18 protein-coding genes are annotated in these 15,059 nt (G+C 76.0%); 3 read left to right on the top strand and 15 right to left on the bottom strand.

Going from position 1 to position 15,059, the window contains the following annotated elements:
* From WAA21_RS05585 to WAA21_RS05515, 15 genes are all read right to left on the bottom strand, one after another.
* Window positions 1-275: hypothetical protein (locus tag WAA21_RS05585; RefSeq protein WP_336921780.1), on the bottom strand; the 275-nt coding region annotated here is incomplete at its 3' end.
* A gap of 12 nt (window positions 276-287) precedes the next feature.
* Window positions 288-1,403 carry a transglycosylase SLT domain-containing protein gene (locus WAA21_RS05580; protein WP_336921779.1) on the bottom strand — a complete coding sequence of 372 codons (1,116 nt, stop codon included), beginning with the start codon at window positions 1,401-1,403 and terminating at the stop codon, window positions 288-290.
* Entirely contained in the window at window positions 1,400-1,816 is a 417-nt protein-coding gene (locus tag WAA21_RS05575) for a hypothetical protein (protein ID WP_336921778.1), read from the bottom strand. Before WAA21_RS05575 ends, WAA21_RS05580 begins: the two co-directional genes overlap by 4 nt.
* A complete protein-coding gene (locus WAA21_RS05570; RefSeq protein ID WP_336921777.1) occupies window positions 1,813-3,180 on the bottom strand; it encodes a FliI/YscN family ATPase in 1,368 nt (455 codons plus the stop codon). The genes WAA21_RS05575 and WAA21_RS05570 overlap by 4 nt, the downstream gene beginning before the upstream one ends.
* Window positions 3,177-3,797: a hypothetical protein gene (locus tag WAA21_RS05565; protein ID WP_336921776.1), complete on the bottom strand. Its 621-nt coding sequence runs from the start codon at window positions 3,795-3,797 to the stop codon at window positions 3,177-3,179. The genes WAA21_RS05570 and WAA21_RS05565 overlap by 4 nt, the downstream gene beginning before the upstream one ends.
* 58 nt (window positions 3,798-3,855) lie before the next feature.
* On the bottom strand, window positions 3,856-4,950 hold the full coding sequence (gene fliG / locus WAA21_RS05560) for a flagellar motor switch protein FliG (protein ID WP_336921775.1): 1,095 nt from the start codon (window positions 4,948-4,950) through the stop codon (window positions 3,856-3,858).
* A complete protein-coding gene (fliF, locus tag WAA21_RS05555) occupies window positions 4,947-6,626 on the bottom strand; it encodes a flagellar basal-body MS-ring/collar protein FliF (protein WP_336921774.1) in 1,680 nt (559 codons plus the stop codon). Before fliF ends, fliG begins: the two co-directional genes overlap by 4 nt.
* On the bottom strand, window positions 6,623-6,988 hold the full coding sequence (locus WAA21_RS05550; RefSeq protein ID WP_336921772.1) for a flagellar hook-basal body complex protein FliE: 366 nt from the start codon (window positions 6,986-6,988) through the stop codon (window positions 6,623-6,625). Before WAA21_RS05550 ends, fliF begins: the two co-directional genes overlap by 4 nt.
* 11 nt (window positions 6,989-6,999) lie before the next feature.
* Entirely contained in the window at window positions 7,000-7,407 is a 408-nt protein-coding gene (locus WAA21_RS05545) for a flagellar basal body rod protein FlgC (RefSeq protein ID WP_336921771.1), read from the bottom strand.
* A 7-nt stretch (window positions 7,408-7,414) separates the two neighbouring features.
* Window positions 7,415-7,768 (bottom strand): flagellar basal body rod protein FlgB, encoded by a 354-nt coding sequence (locus tag WAA21_RS05540; RefSeq protein ID WP_336921770.1) that lies wholly within the window; start codon window positions 7,766-7,768, stop codon window positions 7,415-7,417.
* Between the two features lie 193 nt (window positions 7,769-7,961).
* On the bottom strand, window positions 7,962-8,333 hold the full coding sequence (locus WAA21_RS05535) for a hypothetical protein (protein ID WP_336921769.1): 372 nt from the start codon (window positions 8,331-8,333) through the stop codon (window positions 7,962-7,964).
* Between the two features lie 8 nt (window positions 8,334-8,341).
* Complete coding sequence (locus WAA21_RS05530; protein ID WP_336921768.1) at window positions 8,342-8,791, bottom strand: flagellar export chaperone FliS; 450 nt, start codon at window positions 8,789-8,791, stop codon at window positions 8,342-8,344.
* On the bottom strand, window positions 8,788-10,110 hold the full coding sequence (fliD, locus tag WAA21_RS05525; protein WP_336921767.1) for a flagellar filament capping protein FliD: 1,323 nt from the start codon (window positions 10,108-10,110) through the stop codon (window positions 8,788-8,790). The genes WAA21_RS05530 and fliD overlap by 4 nt, the downstream gene beginning before the upstream one ends.
* Before the next feature lie 118 nt (window positions 10,111-10,228).
* Window positions 10,229-11,056 carry a flagellin N-terminal helical domain-containing protein gene (locus tag WAA21_RS05520; RefSeq protein WP_336921766.1) on the bottom strand — a complete coding sequence of 276 codons (828 nt, stop codon included), beginning with the start codon at window positions 11,054-11,056 and terminating at the stop codon, window positions 10,229-10,231.
* 107 nt (window positions 11,057-11,163) lie between these two features.
* Window positions 11,164-12,117 carry a sigma-70 family RNA polymerase sigma factor gene (locus tag WAA21_RS05515; RefSeq protein WP_336921765.1) on the bottom strand — a complete coding sequence of 318 codons (954 nt, stop codon included), beginning with the start codon at window positions 12,115-12,117 and terminating at the stop codon, window positions 11,164-11,166.
* Window positions 12,118-12,278: 161 nt separating this feature from the next.
* Between WAA21_RS05515 and flgN the strand changes: the two genes are divergently transcribed.
* From flgN to flgL, 3 genes are read left to right on the top strand one after another with little or no spacing between them, the layout of a single operon-like run.
* Window positions 12,279-12,764, top strand: a complete 486-nt coding sequence (gene flgN / locus WAA21_RS05510) for a flagellar export chaperone FlgN (RefSeq protein ID WP_336921764.1) — start codon at window positions 12,279-12,281, stop codon at window positions 12,762-12,764.
* Entirely contained in the window at window positions 12,764-14,173 is a 1,410-nt protein-coding gene (flgK, locus tag WAA21_RS05505; protein ID WP_336921763.1) for a flagellar hook-associated protein FlgK, read from the top strand. The genes flgN and flgK overlap by 1 nt, the downstream gene beginning before the upstream one ends.
* Window positions 14,173-15,048, top strand: a complete 876-nt coding sequence (flgL, locus tag WAA21_RS05500) for a flagellar hook-associated protein FlgL (protein ID WP_336921762.1) — start codon at window positions 14,173-14,175, stop codon at window positions 15,046-15,048. Before flgK ends, flgL begins: the two co-directional genes overlap by 1 nt.
* The last annotated feature ends 11 nt before the right edge of the window (window positions 15,049-15,059 follow it).

The raw sequence follows: 15,059 nt of genomic DNA, 5'->3' as shown, positions 1-15,059 counted from the left end.
GGCCTCCGACTTGACGAGCCGCCCCGTGGGTGCGGCGCGGCCGGGCGCGCGGCTGCGTCCCGGGCGCGGCCCGCCTCGACGGCGGCGGGCCCGCGGGTGCTCCCGCCGTCCGGGCCGGTGGGGCGGGAGCGGGCACCGGCGTGCTGGGCGCGCTCCAGCGCGCGCTCGAAGCCCGCGGCGTGGCGCGGGTCGTCGCGCCGGGGAGCCGGCAGGCCGGCCGGGTCGGCGGTGCGCGCGGCCGGGAGCGCGGTCGAGGTGGTGCGCGGTGCGGACACGGGAGTCCCCTCTCAGGCGGCGCGGCGCAGGTCGGCGGTGATCGCGGCCACGTAGGCGCGGGTCTCCGCGAAGGGCGGGACGCCGCCGTAGCGGCGCACGTTGCCCGGGCCGGCGTTGTAGGCGGCGAGGGCGAGGTCGAGCGAGCCGAAGCGGTCGAGCTGCTGGCGCAGGTAGCGCGCCGCGCCGTCGACGGCCTGGGCCGGGTCGCGCGGGTCGACGCCGAGCTCGCGGGCGGTGCCGGGCATGAGCTGCATGAGCCCGACGGCCCCGGCGGGGCTGACGGCGTCGGTGCGCATGCCGGACTCGCGGCGCGCGACCGCCTCGAGCAGCCCGGCGGGCAGGTCGTAGCGGCTGGTGGCGGCGGCGAAGATCTCGCTCAGCCCCTCGCCCTTGGCCCACCCGGGACGCGGGGCGCCGCCCGCGGCCTGCGCCGCGGCGGCGGGTGCCACGGCCGGCGTGGCGGCCTGCGCCGGCTCGGCCGGGACGATGCGGCGGATCGCGGTGATGCGCTCCGGCGCCCACACGTCGGAGACCATGACGTCCTTCCCCGACCGCGGGGCGTGGATCATCTTGCCGTCGCCGATGTAGATGCCGATGTGGCGTCCGCTCGGCGACCGCTCGCTGGAGAAGGCGATGAGGTCGCCGGGGCGTGCCTGGGCGAGCGACGGCACGGCCGTGCCGGCCCGGCGCTGGTCGGCGACCGTGCGGGGCACGTCGACGCCGAGGTCCTTGAAGACCCGCTGCACGAGCCCGGAGCAGTCCAGCCCCTTGCCGGGGTCCGTGCCGCCCCACAGGTAGGGCACCCCGAGGTACTTCCGTGCCGCTGTCACGACGTCGGCGCCGCTCGGCCCGCCCGGGCGGGCGGCGAGGCTCCCGCCGGCGGCGGTCGTGCCGCCGGCGGCCGCGGTGCCGGTCGCGCCCCCGGTCAGCGAGGCGGCGTCGAGGTCGACGGCCACGCCGGGGCCGGCCGAGGCGGGCGAGGTGACCCCGAGCGCCTGGTTCGCCTGGCCCAGGCTCGCGGCGAAGGCGTCGGCGACGAACGGGTCGAGGCCCGCGCGGCGTGGTGCGAGCTGTGCGAGCTGACCGGAGATGGTCGCGATGCGGGACTGGACCTCGGCGAGGGTCACCGGGACCCCTCCTCACGTGAGTAGCGGGTGGACACGACGTCGTCGAGCTCGGCGGCCTCGGCGGCCTCGCGCCGCGTGCGCACCTCGGCGGCGCGGCGCTCCTGCAGCCGCTCGACGGCCCGCAGCCGGATGCGCGCCTGCGCGGTGAGCGCGTGCTCGCGGCCGACGTCGCCCTCGGCGACGGCGAGCAGGTCGTCGGCGCGGGAGAGGTCGGCGAGCAGGCCAGCCCGCCGCGCGAGCGTGAACCGGGGGTCGCCGGCGCTGTCCTGCAGGAAGGGGTCGGAGTCGAGGCGGCCGACGACCTCGGCGCGGGCGGCCTCGCAGCGGGCCCGGACCGCGGCCGCCGTCGCGAGGTTGCGCTCCGCGCTCGCCCGCGCGCGGCGGCGCAGCCCGAGCAGGGCGCGGAGGCTCACGGCGCGACCCTCGCGGCGTCGGCGAGGGCCTGCAGGCCCTGCTGGGTGAGGCCGAGGGGGGCGGGCTCCGCGAGCCCCTGCCGGCAGAAGTCCTCGATCGGTCGCTGCAGGCGCAGCGCCGCGTCGACGTCGGGGTTGGTGCCGGGCACGTACGCGCCGACCTCGACGAGGTCGCGGGCGTCGCGGTGGGCGGCGAGCAGCTGCCGCACGCGGGCGGCGGCCGCGAGCTCGCGCGACGAGGTGACCTGCCGGTCCAGGCGGGAGACGGAGCCCAGCACGTCGACGCTGGGGAAGCGCCCGGCCGTCGCGATGGCCCGGTCGAGGACGACGTGGCCGTCGAGCACGGCGCGGACGTTGTCGGCGACGGGCTCGTTGTGGTCGTCGCCGTCGACGAGGACGGTGTAGACGCCGGTGATGGACCCGACCGGCAGCGGCCCGGCCCGCTCGAGCAGCCGGGGCATCATGGCGAAGACCGACGGCGGGAAGCCGCGGGTGGCGGGGGGCTCCCCGGCGCTGAGCGCGACCTCGCGCTGCGCCTGGGCGACGCGGGTCAGGGAGTCCATGAGGAGGACGACGTCGTGGCCCGCGGCGGCGAAGCCCTCCGCGATGCGGGTGGCGGAGAAGGCCGCCCGCAGGCGGAGCAGGGGCGGGTCGTCGCTCGTCGCGACGACGACGACCGAGCGCGCGAGGCCCTCGGGGCCGAGGTCGTCCTCGACGAACTGCCGCACCTCCCGGCCGCGCTCGCCGACGAGGGCGACGACCGTGACCGTCGCCTCGTTGTTGCGGGTGATCATCGACAGCAGCGAGGACTTGCCCACGCCGGACCCGGCGAAGACGCCGATGCGCTGCCCGCGACCGACGGGGGTGAAGGCGTCGAGCACCCGGACTCCCAGCGGCAGGCGGGTCGTGATGCGGCCGCGCACGAGCGGGCTGGGCGCGCTGGCCTCGACGTCGCCCCACGACTGCACGAGCGGCGCCGGCCCGCCGTCGAGCGCGCGGCCCGTCGGGTCGATGACGCGGCCGAGGAGGCCGGGACCGAGCGGCACCCGGGCGCGGGCGCCGGTCGCGCGGGCGGTGGCGCCCACCGCGAGACCTGCGGTGCCGCGCAGCGGCGTGCAGCTGAGCCGGGTGCCGTGGGCGGCGACGACCTCCGCCTCGACGACGTCGACGACGTCGGGCCGCGCCGCGGAGGCGACCTCGAGGTGGACGGTCTCGCCGAGGGCGGCGCCGAGGCCGTCGACCTCCACGCCGAGCCCGACGACCGCGCTCACCCGGCCGCTGCGCCGGGGCGCGGCGGCGGCGTGCGCGCGGGCGAGGCGGGGCTCCAGCGCGCGGGCGGCGGCCGCGGCGAGGGCGGCGCTCACGCGTCGGCCCCCGTCGGCACGAGGTGGGCGAGGGCGGCGAGCGCGTCGGCGAGCAGGTCGGTGACGGTGGTGGCGCCCGCCCTCACGACGACGTCGCCGTCGGCGAGGGAGGCGTCGGGGACCACGCGGACGCCGGCGGGCAGGGCGTCGGGCAGCAGCCCGGCGCGCTCCAGCACGCGCGCCCCGGCCGGGGACAGCCGCGCGACGACGCCGTCGCGCTCGGCGGCCTCCCCCGCCACGGCGACGGCCCGGACCAGGCGCGCGCGCAGCGCGTCGGCGCCCGGGGCCGCCTCGAGCACCGCGTCGTGCGCGAGCCGGGCGGCGGCGGCCGCGACGACGTCGACGAGGGCGTCGACGTCGGTGCGGGCGCGCTCGGCGCGGTCGGTCTCGGCCCCCCGGAGCGCGAGCAGCAGGTCGAGCAGCCGGGCGCGGTCGCGCTCGGCCTCGGCCTCGCGGGCCGCGCGCCGGCGCGCCTGCTCGAGGAGCGCGGCCTCGCCCGCGCGGCGCAGGCCCTCGGCGTAGCCGGCCGCGTAGCCGGTGGTGAAGCCGGCCTGGCGGCCGCCGGGCGCGGTCGCGGGCAGGCGGCCCGGCGCGAACGGCTGCACGACGGGTTGCACGGCGGGCTGCACGGCCGGCTGCACGGCCGGCTGCACGGCCGGAGCCGGCGTGAGGACGTCAGGACACATACTCGTCGTCCCCACCGCGGCGCACGACCAGCTGGCCGGACTCCTCCAGCGAGCGGATGACCTGGACGATGGTCGCCTGGGCCTCCTCGACCGCGCTGACGCGCACCGCGCCCATGACCTCGATCTCCTCGACGAGGTCGGCGCGGGCCCGCTCCGACACGTTCTGCAGGACCTTGTCCCGCACGTTCTGCGCGACGCTCTTGAGCGCGGTCGCGAGCACGACGGAGTCGACCTGGCGCAGGACCATCTGCACCGCGCGGTCCTCGAGCCCGACGATGTCGGCGAAGACGAACAGGCGGGCCTTGACCTCCTCGGCGAGGGCGGCGTCGGTCGCCTCGAGGCCCTCGAGGATCGACTTCTCGGTGGCGGCGTCGGCGCGGTTGATGACCTCGACGAGGGACTGCACGCCGCCGGTCGCGGTCTCGGTCTGCGACTGGGGCAGCACCGAGGAGGTGCGCGCCTTGAGGACGTCCTGCAGCGAGGACAGGGCCTGGGGGTGGAAGCGGCCGGTGGTGGCGATGCGCCGGGCGACCGCGGACTGCTCGGTGGGCGACAGGCCGGCCATGACGACGGAGGCCTGGTCGGGGCGCAGGTGGACGAGGACGGCGGCGAGGGTCTGCGGGTGCTCGCCGCGCAGGATGCTCATGAGCTGCTGCGGGTCGATGTCCTGCAGGAACTTCAGCGGCCGCTCGGCGACCACGGAGGCGATGCGGCGCATGACGTCGCCGGCGTCGTCCTTGCCGAGCGAGCGCTCGAGCACGTCACGGGCGAAGCCCTCGCCGCCGGCACCGACGACGCCCTGGCGGACGGCGAGGGAGTGGAACTGGCTGAGCACCTGCCCGGCGACGCTCGGCGGCACGTCGCGCAGCCGGACGAGCTGGGCGACGAGCTCGTCGAGGTCGGTGCCCTTGAGGTGCTTGAGCACCGTCGCGGCGCGGTCCTTGCCCAGCATGACGAGCAGGACGGCCGCCTTCTGCAGCCCGGTCAGGTCCGGGCCAGGCGGGACCGCGACGCTGCCGGCGGCGGCCTCGACGGCCGCGACGGCCTGCTCGACGCCCGTGGCGTCCATGACGGCGGTGCTCACGAGGTCCTCCGGTCGGCGAGCCAGGAGCGCAGGAGCTCTGCGACCTCCTCGGGCTCGCGGTCGACGAGCTCGATGACCTCCTCGCGCTGGCGCGAGAGGGCGTCGAGCTGCTCCTGCTCGGGGTCGGGCGCGGCGGGCAGCGCCTCGCGGGGGGCGGGCACGGGCGGCAGCGCCGCGGCCTCGGCGTCGAGGTCGTCCTCGACCGGGGCGTACAGCCCGAGGTCGACCGGCTCGGTCCTCCTGCGGCGCCGGGCGCCGAGGATGAGGGACAGGATGACGACGAGGAGCACGAGCCCGCCCAGCGCGGCGGTCCAGATGGTCTGCTGGGTGCCGGCGGCCGCCTCGGCCTCCTTCGCCGCCTCGAGCTCCGCGGCGACGGCCTCCGCGCTGGAGGTGTCGAAGGGCAGCTGGGTGACGGCGATCTGGTCGCCGCGGGCCGGGTCGAGCCCGACGGCGGCGGACACGGTGTTCTGCAGCGCGAGCATGTCGGTGCGGGCGACCGCGTCGCGGTCGACGACAACGGAGACGTTGAGCTTCTGCACCGCGCCGGGCGCGGACTGCACCTTCTCCGTCACCTTGCCGACCGCGTTGTTGACGGTGTTCGAGCCCTTCTCGTACGAGGACTCGGTCCCCGCCTGCCCCGCGACGGTGCCGTTCGGCACGACGATGTTGTCTGGCCCGAGGACGCCTGCCTCGATCGAGCCGCCGTTGCCGCCGGTGTACGTCTCGGTCTCGGTGGTCTCGCTGAGGGGCGGCACGCCGTCCTCGGCGATGAAGCGCTCGGTGGTGGTGTCGCGGCTGTCGGCGTCGAGGTCGGCGGTGACGGTGGCCACGGCCTTCCCCGGGCCCACGACCGTGTCGAGGAGCTGCTGGAGGCTCGCGGCCACCCGCTGCTCGTACTCCACGGTGAGGTCCGCGGCGTCCGCGCCGCCGGCGCTGCCGGAGCCGCCGGGGGCGGCGGTGAGCAGGGTGCCCTCGCCGTCGACCACGGTCACGGCCTCCGGCGTCATGCCCTCCACGGAGCTCGACACGAGGTTGACGACGGCCTGGACCTGGCCCTTCTCGAGGGTCCGGCCTGCGGCGGTCTCGACGAGGACGCTCGCGGTGGGCGCGTCGTCGGCCTCGAGGAAGACGTCCTTCTCGGGGATCGCGAGGTGGACGACGGCGGCGTCGACGCCGTCGATCGCCTGGACGGTCTTCGCGAGCTCGCCCTCCATCGCGCGCTGGAAGGCGACCTTCTGCTGGAACTGCGAGGCGGTCACGCCCTGCTCGTCGAGCAGCGAGTACCCGGCCGAGTCGCCGGAGGGGAGGCCGGCCGCGGACATCTGCAGCCGCTGCTCGTACACCTGCTCGCTCGGCACGAGGATCGTGCCGCCGCCGTCGGCGATGCGGTAGGGGACGCCCGCGGACTGCAGCTGCTCGACGACGGCACCGCCGTCGGCCCCGGACAGCCCCGTGTAGAGCGGGCCGTAGCTGGGGGTGCTCTGCCACTGCAGGAAGGCGGCGCCGCCGGCGACGAGGGCGACGAGCACGACGACGGCGATGGTCTTCTGCGCCCCGGGCAGGTCGCCCCAGGCGGCGCGGGCGCGGCGGGCCTGCTGGGTGGCGAGCACCCGGGGGTCGCCGCTGACGACCTGGCCCTCGAGGCCCTGGCCGGCGCGGGAGCGTGGGCTCACAGCTGCATCCTCATGATCTCGGAGTAGGCCTCGACGGCCTTGTTGCGCAGGGCCACCGTCATCTGCGTCGCGAGGGTCGCCTCGGTGGCGGCGATCGTGTACTGGCTCGGGTCCTGCAGCCGGCCGGTGACGGCCTTGACGGCGAGGTCGTCGCTCGTGGCGTGCAGGCGCTGCAGGTCGGCGAGGCGGCCGACGGCCGAGGCGCCGAGGCCGCCGCCGGTCGCACCGGCGAGCGCCGCGTCGAAGCGGGCCGCGTCGGCACCGTCGGCGGCGCCGGCGGGCAGCGCGGGCAGGGCCGGGGACAGGCCGGCGACGGGGGCGACCCCGGCCGAGCCGGCGAGGCCGGTCCCGACGGGGCTCACGGGCTGGACGCTCACATCTGCCTCCCGATGTTGACGGCGGCGGCGTAGGCGTCACGGGCGCGGTCGACCACGGCGAGGTTCGCCTGGTAGCCGCGCTGGGCCATCATCAGCTGCGTCATCTGGCTCCCCAGGTCGATGTCGGGCAGGCGGACGTAGCCGCCCTCGTCGGCGAGCGGGTGGTCGGGGGCGTAGACCATGCGGCCCTCGGCGCTGCCGAGGCGGATGCCGCCGACCGTCACCCCGCCGATCCCGGGCTCGAGCTCGGTGGACCGGGCGAGGACGTAGCGGGCCTGGAAGGCCGCCTCGTCCGTCCGGCGGACGGTGTTGATGTTGGAGATGTTGTCGCTGACGGCGTCGAGCCACTTGCGGTAGACCGCGACGCCGGAGCCGGCGACGCCGAAGACGGGGAACGTGGTCACGGCGCGCTCAGCCCTGCGTCCGCAGCGCGGCGCGCACGATGTTGAAGCGGTCGTCGACGGCCCGCAGCGCGAGCTGGTAGCGCAGGCCGGTGTCGAGGGACTGAAGCGTCTCGGTGTCGAGGTTGACGTTGTTGCCGTCGAGGCGCGTCGGCTCCAGCGACAGCGCCTGGGTCCAACCGGTGCGCGCGCGCGAGCCGGAGCCCGCGGCGGCGGCGACGGCGTCCTCGAAGGCGACCCGGCGGGCCTGGAAGCCCGGCGTCTGGATGTTCGAGATGTTGTCGGCGATCGCGCGGCTGCGTGCGCCCAGTCCCTCGACGGCGCTGCGCAGCGCGGCCGACGTCACGGAGGCGATCTCGGTCACGGTGGCTCCCTCAGCACGACCGCGACCCCCGGAGGGGTGCGGTGCTCGGCTGGCCTGTCCGTGGCCGGTGCGGGGCACGATCCGTGCGCCCCGTTCTGGTGCGAGGTGTGTGTCGTCCCGACCGCCCGGGCGGTTCATGGGCCGAACGGGTGACGCTGCGGGGCCGCCCGGGCGGTCCTCCGCGACGGCCGCCTCAGAAGCGGGCGTCGACGTACATCGGGCGCGGCTGGTGGTCCACGAGGCGCCCGACGACGTCCTGGTGCCGGCGCGAGGCCGTCATGGCGGTGCCGAGCCGGCCGGTGACGGCCAGCTGGCGGTCGAGCAGCACCTCGGCCCGCTCCTTGAGCGAGGCCGGCAGCGGCCCGAGCGCGGGCGGCGTCCAGCCCCCCGGCGGCACTGGGTCGGGTACGCCCTCCGCGGAGTGCAGGGCCCGCAGCAGCGCCTCGGCCCGCTCGACCTCGAGCTCGAGGTCGTCGAGGGCGGCGTGCCACGCGGCGGTGAAGTCCGCGCCCGTGGACGGTCGCGCCGTCCCGGCGGGCCCGACGACGCCGCGCGACAGGGCCACGGTGGCCGTCAGCCGACCGCGCCGACGCGCGGCGACGGGACGCCGGCGACCGGCACCTGTGCCGCGGCCTCGCGCCACGCCTCGGCTAGGGGCTCCACGACGGAGCGGCACTCGCGCGTGCGCTGGGGCGAGCGCTCGACGTTGGCGCGGACGAGCTCGGCGAGCAGGAAGGTGTAGATGCTGAGCAGGCGCGGACCGCCGCTCCACGCGTCGACGTCGAGTGAGCCCGCGAGCTCGCTGACGATGGCCTGGGCGTGCACGAGCTGGGCGGTCGCCTCGAGGTGCTGCCCCGCCACCTGCGCCTCGTGCGCGCGGTCGAGGTCGAGCAGGAGGCGGTCGTACAGCCGCACGAGCAGCTGAGCGGGCGTCGCGGTCGTGACGGCCGCCGCCTTGAACTGGTCGATGCGAGCGGTGGCGGTGCGGCCGAGGCTGTAGCCGAAGGCGGCGGCGGTGGTCACGAGGAGCTCCCGAGGCTGGCGTTGAGGCCGGCGATCTGGCCGGAGAGCCAGGTGGACTGCGACTGGAGGCGCCCGAGGGAGACCTCGAGGGCGGAGAACTGCCGCTGCAGCGTCTCGCGGCGCAGCTCCAGCCGCCGGTCCCACGACTCGATCTGCGCCTGCAGGTCCTTGGTGCTGCGCTCCCGGCCCTGGATGGCGGCGGTGAGGAGGCCGTCGGTGCCGGTCGCGCTCGTCACGACGTCACGCAGGCGCGAGCCGATGCCCACCGACGCGTCCTCGGGCGCGACGAGCCGGCGGACGAGCGCGGGGTCGGCTGCGAGCGTGTCCCGCAGCTTCGCCTCGTCGAGCACGAGGCTGCCGTCGCGCGTGGTCTGGATGCCGATGGCGGCGGCGTTCACGTCGCCGAGCGCGGCGGAGAAGGCGCCCTGGATGCGGCCGGTGAGCCCGCGCACGAAGGAGTCGGAGGCGAGGGGCCCGCGGGTGCCGCCCGGGTTGGCCGCGGTCTGCTTGCGGGCCTCGGCGATCGCGTCGTTCGCGGCCGTCACGAGCGCCTTGACGGCGTCGACGGTCGCGGCCGGGTCCGCGCTGACCCGCACGGTCGAGGTGCCGACGGCCTGCAGCGTGACGTCGACGCCGCTGACGAGGCCGGTGACGGTGTTCGTCGAGGAGGTGCCGCTGATCCCGTTGACGCTGTAGAGCGCGTCCACGCCGTCGGCGCTGGTGCCGCCACCGGTGACCGAGGAGCCGTCGAACCGCTGCGGGGCGGCGGCGCCGGTGTCGGTGGCGAGGACCTGCAGGCGGTAGCTGTTGTCGCCGACGCGGACCGCGACGGCGCGCAGCCCGAGGCCCTCGGCGTTGTTGATCGCACCCATGACGTCGCGCAGCGTGCCGGAGGCGGGCTGCAGGGTGCGGGCGGTGCCCGAGGCGTCGACGACCTGCAGCGACTCGCTCGGCACGACGACGTCGTCGAGCCCGGTGGCCTGCGCGCTGGTCCACGTCCACGCCGTGGCGAGGCGGTCGACCGTCACGGTGGTGGCACCCGGCAGCGCGCCGTTGCGCGCGGTGGCCGTGGCCGCCTCGCCCGTCACCGTCGAGGTGGTGGCGTCCCACTTCGCCGCACCGACCGTGAGGGCCGACGCGGCGTCGTCGAGCTTCTTGAGCGCGCTCGACACCGACTGCAGCGCCTTGACGTAGGCGCCGTTCTCGTTGACGCGCACGCGCAGCTGCTGCTGCGGGATGGCCTCGATCTGCATGAGCTGCGACACGAGCGTCGAGGTCTGCAGACCGCTCACGAGGCCGTCGACGGCGAAGCTGCTCACGGCGGGCTCCTGGGCTCGGGTGCGGGTGGACGGGGGCCCCTACGCCGACCGCCGGGAACCGTGGTGTCGGTTCCCGGCGGTCGGTCGTGGGGCTGCTGCTACCGGAGGGTGACCGGGGTCAGCGGAGGAGCTGCAGGACGCCCTGCGGGGCCTGGTTGGCCTGCGCGAGCATGGCGGTGCCGGCCTGCGAGAGGATCTGGCTCTTGGTGAAGCTCACCATCTCCAGGGCCATGTCCGTGTCGCGGATCCGGCTCTCGGAGGCGGTCAGGTTCTCCACCGCGACGTTGAGCGACTTGATGGTCGACTCGAGGCGGTTCTGCGAGGCACCGAGGTTGCCGCGCTCGGCGGAGATGGCGGTGATCTGGGCGCTGATCAGGTTGATGTCCGCGGTGGAGCCGACGCCACCGGTGTTCGCCCCGGCCGCCGCGGTCAGCACACCCGCCGCCGCCGTCAGGTCGATCGTGGTGAGGTCGACGTTGAGCTGCTCGGTGGAGCGGGCGCCGGTCTGGAAGTTGAGGTTGGCGGTGCCGTCGAGCAGCTGCACGCCGTTGAAGTTCGTGCGGGTGCTGATGGCCCCGATCTCGCTCGCGAGGGCGGTGAGCTCGGCGTTGATGGCGTCCAGCGAGTCCTGGTTGTTGCTGCCGTTGGCGGCCTGCACCTGCAGGTCGCGGCCGCGCTGGAGGATGGAGTGGACCTCCTGGAGCGCGCCCTCCGCGGTCTGCACGACGGAGATGCCGTCCTGCGCGTTGCGGACGGCCTGCTTGAGACCGCCGACCTGCGAGCGCAGGCCCTCGGAGATCGCGAGGCCGGCGGCGTCGTCAGCAGCGCGGTTGATGCGGAGACCGCTCGACAGCTTCTCGAGCGACTTCTCCATGTTGCCCTGGTTGACGGACAGGTTGCGGTAGCTGTTGAACGCCGCGATGTTGTTGTTGATCTGAAGACCCATGGTCTGTGTGCTCCTCCGTGATGGATGGTGGTCGGCCTTCCGTGGCCGAGTTCAGGATCGGCGGGCGATGCCGCGACCTGAGGTCTGAGGGGAAGTTGTGGCGCCCGTCACCCGATCGCCGAGAGGCGGCTGGTGAGGGGGGCCTGGCGCTGGCGCGGCAGGGCCGTGGCGCCCACCGGCGCGAGGCCGGTGAGCACGCCGGCGCCGAGGCGGACGCTCGCGCGGACATCGGCCGACGCCGCGACGGCGGCGACGTAGGCCTGGGTGCGCGCCGTCGCGTGGGCGACCTCGACCGGCTCGGCCTGGGCGGCCATGACGGCGCGGAGCATGGCGATGCCCTCCGCGCGCAGCTGGGAGACGCGCGACTCCGTGACGCCGAGGCGCGCGGCGATGTCGGCCATCGGCTCCTCGTCGAGGTAGTGGCCGCGCACCGCCTCCCGCACGCGCTCGGGCAGCAGGTCGACGGCCCGCAGGAGCGCGCCCACGTGCTCGGCGGCGACGACGTGCTCCTCGGGCGAGCGCGAGGGGTCGGCGACGGTGTCGTGCACGGTGTCGCCCGCCTCGCGTGCCTCGTCGAGGCTCGACAGGTACGCGCGGTGGGTCTCGGCGCGCACGCGGTGCACGTGGTCGGCGGCGACGCCCATCGCGTCGGCGAGCTCGTCGGTGCTCGGCGTGCGCCCGAGCGCCGCGGTGAGGTGCTCGGTGGTCTGCTGCGCGTGCCGCGCGCGCGAGCGGGCGCCGCGCGAGGCCCAGTCGGCGGCGCGCAGCTCGTCGACGATGGCGCCGCGGATCCTCGTGCGGGCGTGCGCGGAGAAGGGGACGCCCGTCTCGGGCCGCCAGCTGCGCGAGGCCTGGACGAGCCCTTCGACGCCGGCGCCGGCCAGGTCGTCGCGGTCCACGTGGGCCGGGACCCGGCTCATCACCTCGCCCACGCAGTGGCCGACCAGCGGCAGGTGCGCGAGGACGAGGGCGTCGGGGTCCGTCGGGCTCCCGGACCCGGCGTGGCCGGTGGTCGCGGCGGCGGAGGACGTGATCAGCACGGGTCCGGTGTCGTCGGGCACCTGAGGCCCCTTGAGGTTTCCCACCCGTGCGGACCACCGTTGCGCCGATCGGGTGACGGCGGGGGCCGACCCGGACGGATCGGGCGGAGGACCTCAGGTGATCTCCGGGTCCGCCGAACCGGAGGGCGTGACGGAACGGCCGTCGCACCGAGGAGGACGTCGTGGCGCTCGCAGACTTCTGCCGCATCCTGTGGCGCGAGCGGGAGCTGCTCGAGCTGCTCCTGTTCAAGCTGGAGGAGGAGCAGCTCGTGCTCGCCTCCGGCCGCAGCCGCTGGCTCGCCCACGCGACGCGCGAGGTGGAGGCGGTCCTCGACCAGATCCGCGAGTCGGAGAAGGTCCGGGCGCTGGAGACCGACGTCGTCGCGATGGACCTCGGCCTTCCCGCCGGGCCGTCGCTCGCGCACCTCGCCCGGGTCGCCCCGGAGCCGTACTCCGCGATGCTGCTGGGCCATCGCGAGGCCTTCCTCGCCCTCACCGCCGAGATCACCGAGCTCGCGCAGGCCAACCGGCGCCTGCTGCACGAGGGCATGGTGAGCCTCAGCGAGGCGCTCGCGGCCGTCGAGGAGCCCGCAGGCACGTACGGCCCCGGCGCCGCCCGGAACCTCCCCCGCCAGGGCGCGGGCCGGCTCGTGGACGAGGCGCTCTGATGTCGTCCTTCGCCGGGCTGCACACCGCCCTGTCGGGTCTGGTCGCTCAGCGCTACGGCCTCGACGTCACCGGCGCGAACGTCGCCAACGCCAACACGCCCGGCTACTCCCGCCAGCGCGTCGTCATGGACCCGAGCACGCCCGTCACCACCGGCACCGCGCTGTTCTCGCGCTGGGACGGTCCGGGCACGGGCGTGCGGGTCACGGACCTGCAGCGGGTCAACGACGAGCTCGTCACGCAGCGGGTCCGGCAGGAGACGTCGACCGCGGCGTTCATGGACGTCGACCGGGCCGCGTGGTCCCGCTTCGAGGTCGCCCTCGGCGAGCCCGGCGACACCGGGCTCGCCGCGCGCCTGTCGACGTTCTGGTCCTCGTGGCAGGACCTCGCCAACTCCCCCGGCACCGCGGCCGCCCGCTCGCAGGTCCTGCAGGCCGGCGCCGCCGTCGCCGACACGCTCCACGGGCTCGGCGCCGCCGTCACGCAGGCGTGGACCGACGCGCGCGCGCAGGTCGGCCAGCTGCTCGGCGAGGTCGACGCGACGGCCCGCGCCGTCGCCGACCTCAACGCGGCCATCCGCGACGCCACGGCGGCGGGCGGCAGCGTCAACGAGCTGCTCGACCAGCGCGACCAGCTCGTGCTGCGCCTCAGCGAGCTGACCGGCGCCACCGCCCGGCCGGGTGACCTCGGCACGGTCGACGTCTTCGTCGGCGGCACCGCCGTGGTGCGCGGCGACCGCACGACGGGGCTGTCGCTGTCCGCGGGTGCGGCCGGCAGCATCGACGAGGTGCTCTCCGGTGGCGCGGTCTCGGTGACCGGCGCCGCCGGTGCCCCGGTCGACGTCCCCGGCGGGCGGATCGGCGCGCTGCTCGACAGCCTTCACCGCACGTGGCCGGGCGTCATGCAGCGCCTGGACGCGACGGCCGCCGACGTGGCCAGCCAGGTCGACACCGTCCACTCCACCGGGCTCACCCAGGACGGCACGGCGGCGGGCGCGTTCTTCACCGCCTCCGACGGCGGTCCCGTGACCGCCCGGTCCATCACCGTCGCGGTGACCGACCCCCGCGACGTCGCCGCCGCCTCCGGTGGCGCCGGCGCCCTCGACGGCTCGCTGGCCGACGCGCTCGGCCGCATCGGTCAGGGCCCCGGCTCCCCCGACGCCGCCTGGCGGCAGCTCGTGGGCGACGTCGGGTCCGCCGCGCAGGCGGCCGAGCGCCGCTCGGACTCGCAGAAGGTCGTCGTCCGCGACGTCACCGCCGCCCGGGAGGCCGTCTCCGGGGTCGACATCGACGAGGAGCTCACCAACATGGTCATGTTCCAGCGCGCCTACGAGGGCGCGGCCCGCATGCTCACCGCGGTCGACGAGGCGCTCGACACCCTCATCAACCGCACCGGGGTGGTGGGTCGCTGATGCTGCGGATCACCCAGCGGTCCATGGCGGACGGCACGTACGCGAACCTCCAGGCCTCGCTCGCGCGGAGCGCCTCCCTGCAGGAGCAGCTGTCGAGCGGCAAGCAGGTGGCGAAGCCCTCCGACAACCCGACCGGCGCGACCGACATCCTCCAGCTGCGCGCCGAGCGCAGCGCCAACGACCAGTACCTGCGCAACGCCGACAACGGCCTGTCGTGGCTCGGCACGGCCGACACGGCGCTGCAGCAGACGAGCGCGGCCGTGCGCCACGCCCGCGACCTCACGGTGCAGGGCGGCAACGGCTCGCTCAGCCAGACCGGGCGCGACGCGCTCGCGAAGGAGCTGCGCCAGGTGCGGGACTCGCTCGTCGAGCTGGGCAACACCCAGTACCTCGGCCGGCCGGTGTTCGGCGGCACGACGGGCGGCGGGACCGCCTTCGACGCGACGGGCACGTACGTCGGTGACACCGGCACCGTGCAGCGGCGCGTGGGCGCCGACTCGACGGTCCGCGTGGACGTCGACGGCCCGGGCGCCTTCGGCTCCGGCGCCACGAGCGTGTTCGCCACGCTCGACGGCATCATCGCCGACCTGGAGTCCGGGGGGTCGCCGACCGCGCGGCTGGCGGCGCTCGACACCGCCCACGAGCGCGTGCTCGGGGCGCTCGCCGACGTCGGCGCCCGGACCAACCGCATCGAGACGCTGCAGGCGAAGGGCACCGACGCGGCCGTGTCGCTGCGCTCGGCGCAGTCGCAGATCGAGGACGTCGACCTGCCGAAGACGATCCTCGAGCTGCAGCTGCAGTCGACCGCGTACCAGGCGGCGCTCGGCGCGACCGCCCGGGTGCTGCAGCCCACGCTGCTGGACTTCCTCCGGTGACGGTCACGGCC

The sequence above is a fragment of the Aquipuribacter sp. SD81 genome (assembly GCF_037153975.1).
GTDB lineage: Bacteria > Actinomycetota > Actinomycetes > Actinomycetales > JBBAYJ01 > Aquipuribacter.
The sequence above is the reverse complement of the archived record's forward strand: the minus strand, read 5'-3'. Positions and strand labels throughout refer to the sequence as shown.

What these genes read in the sequence shown, in the direction of transcription:
- flgK (WP_336921763.1), top strand. Translation starts at nt 12,764, where the DNA reads ATGTCGTCCTTCGCCGGGCTGCACACCGCCCTGTCGGGTCTGGTCGCT.
- flgL (WP_336921762.1), top strand. Translation starts at nt 14,173, where the DNA reads ATGCTGCGGATCACCCAGCGGTCCATGGCGGACGGCACGTACGCGAAC.
- WAA21_RS05520 (WP_336921766.1), bottom strand. Translation starts at nt 11,056, where the DNA reads ATGGGTCTTCAGATCAACAACAACATCGCGGCGTTCAACAGCTACCGC.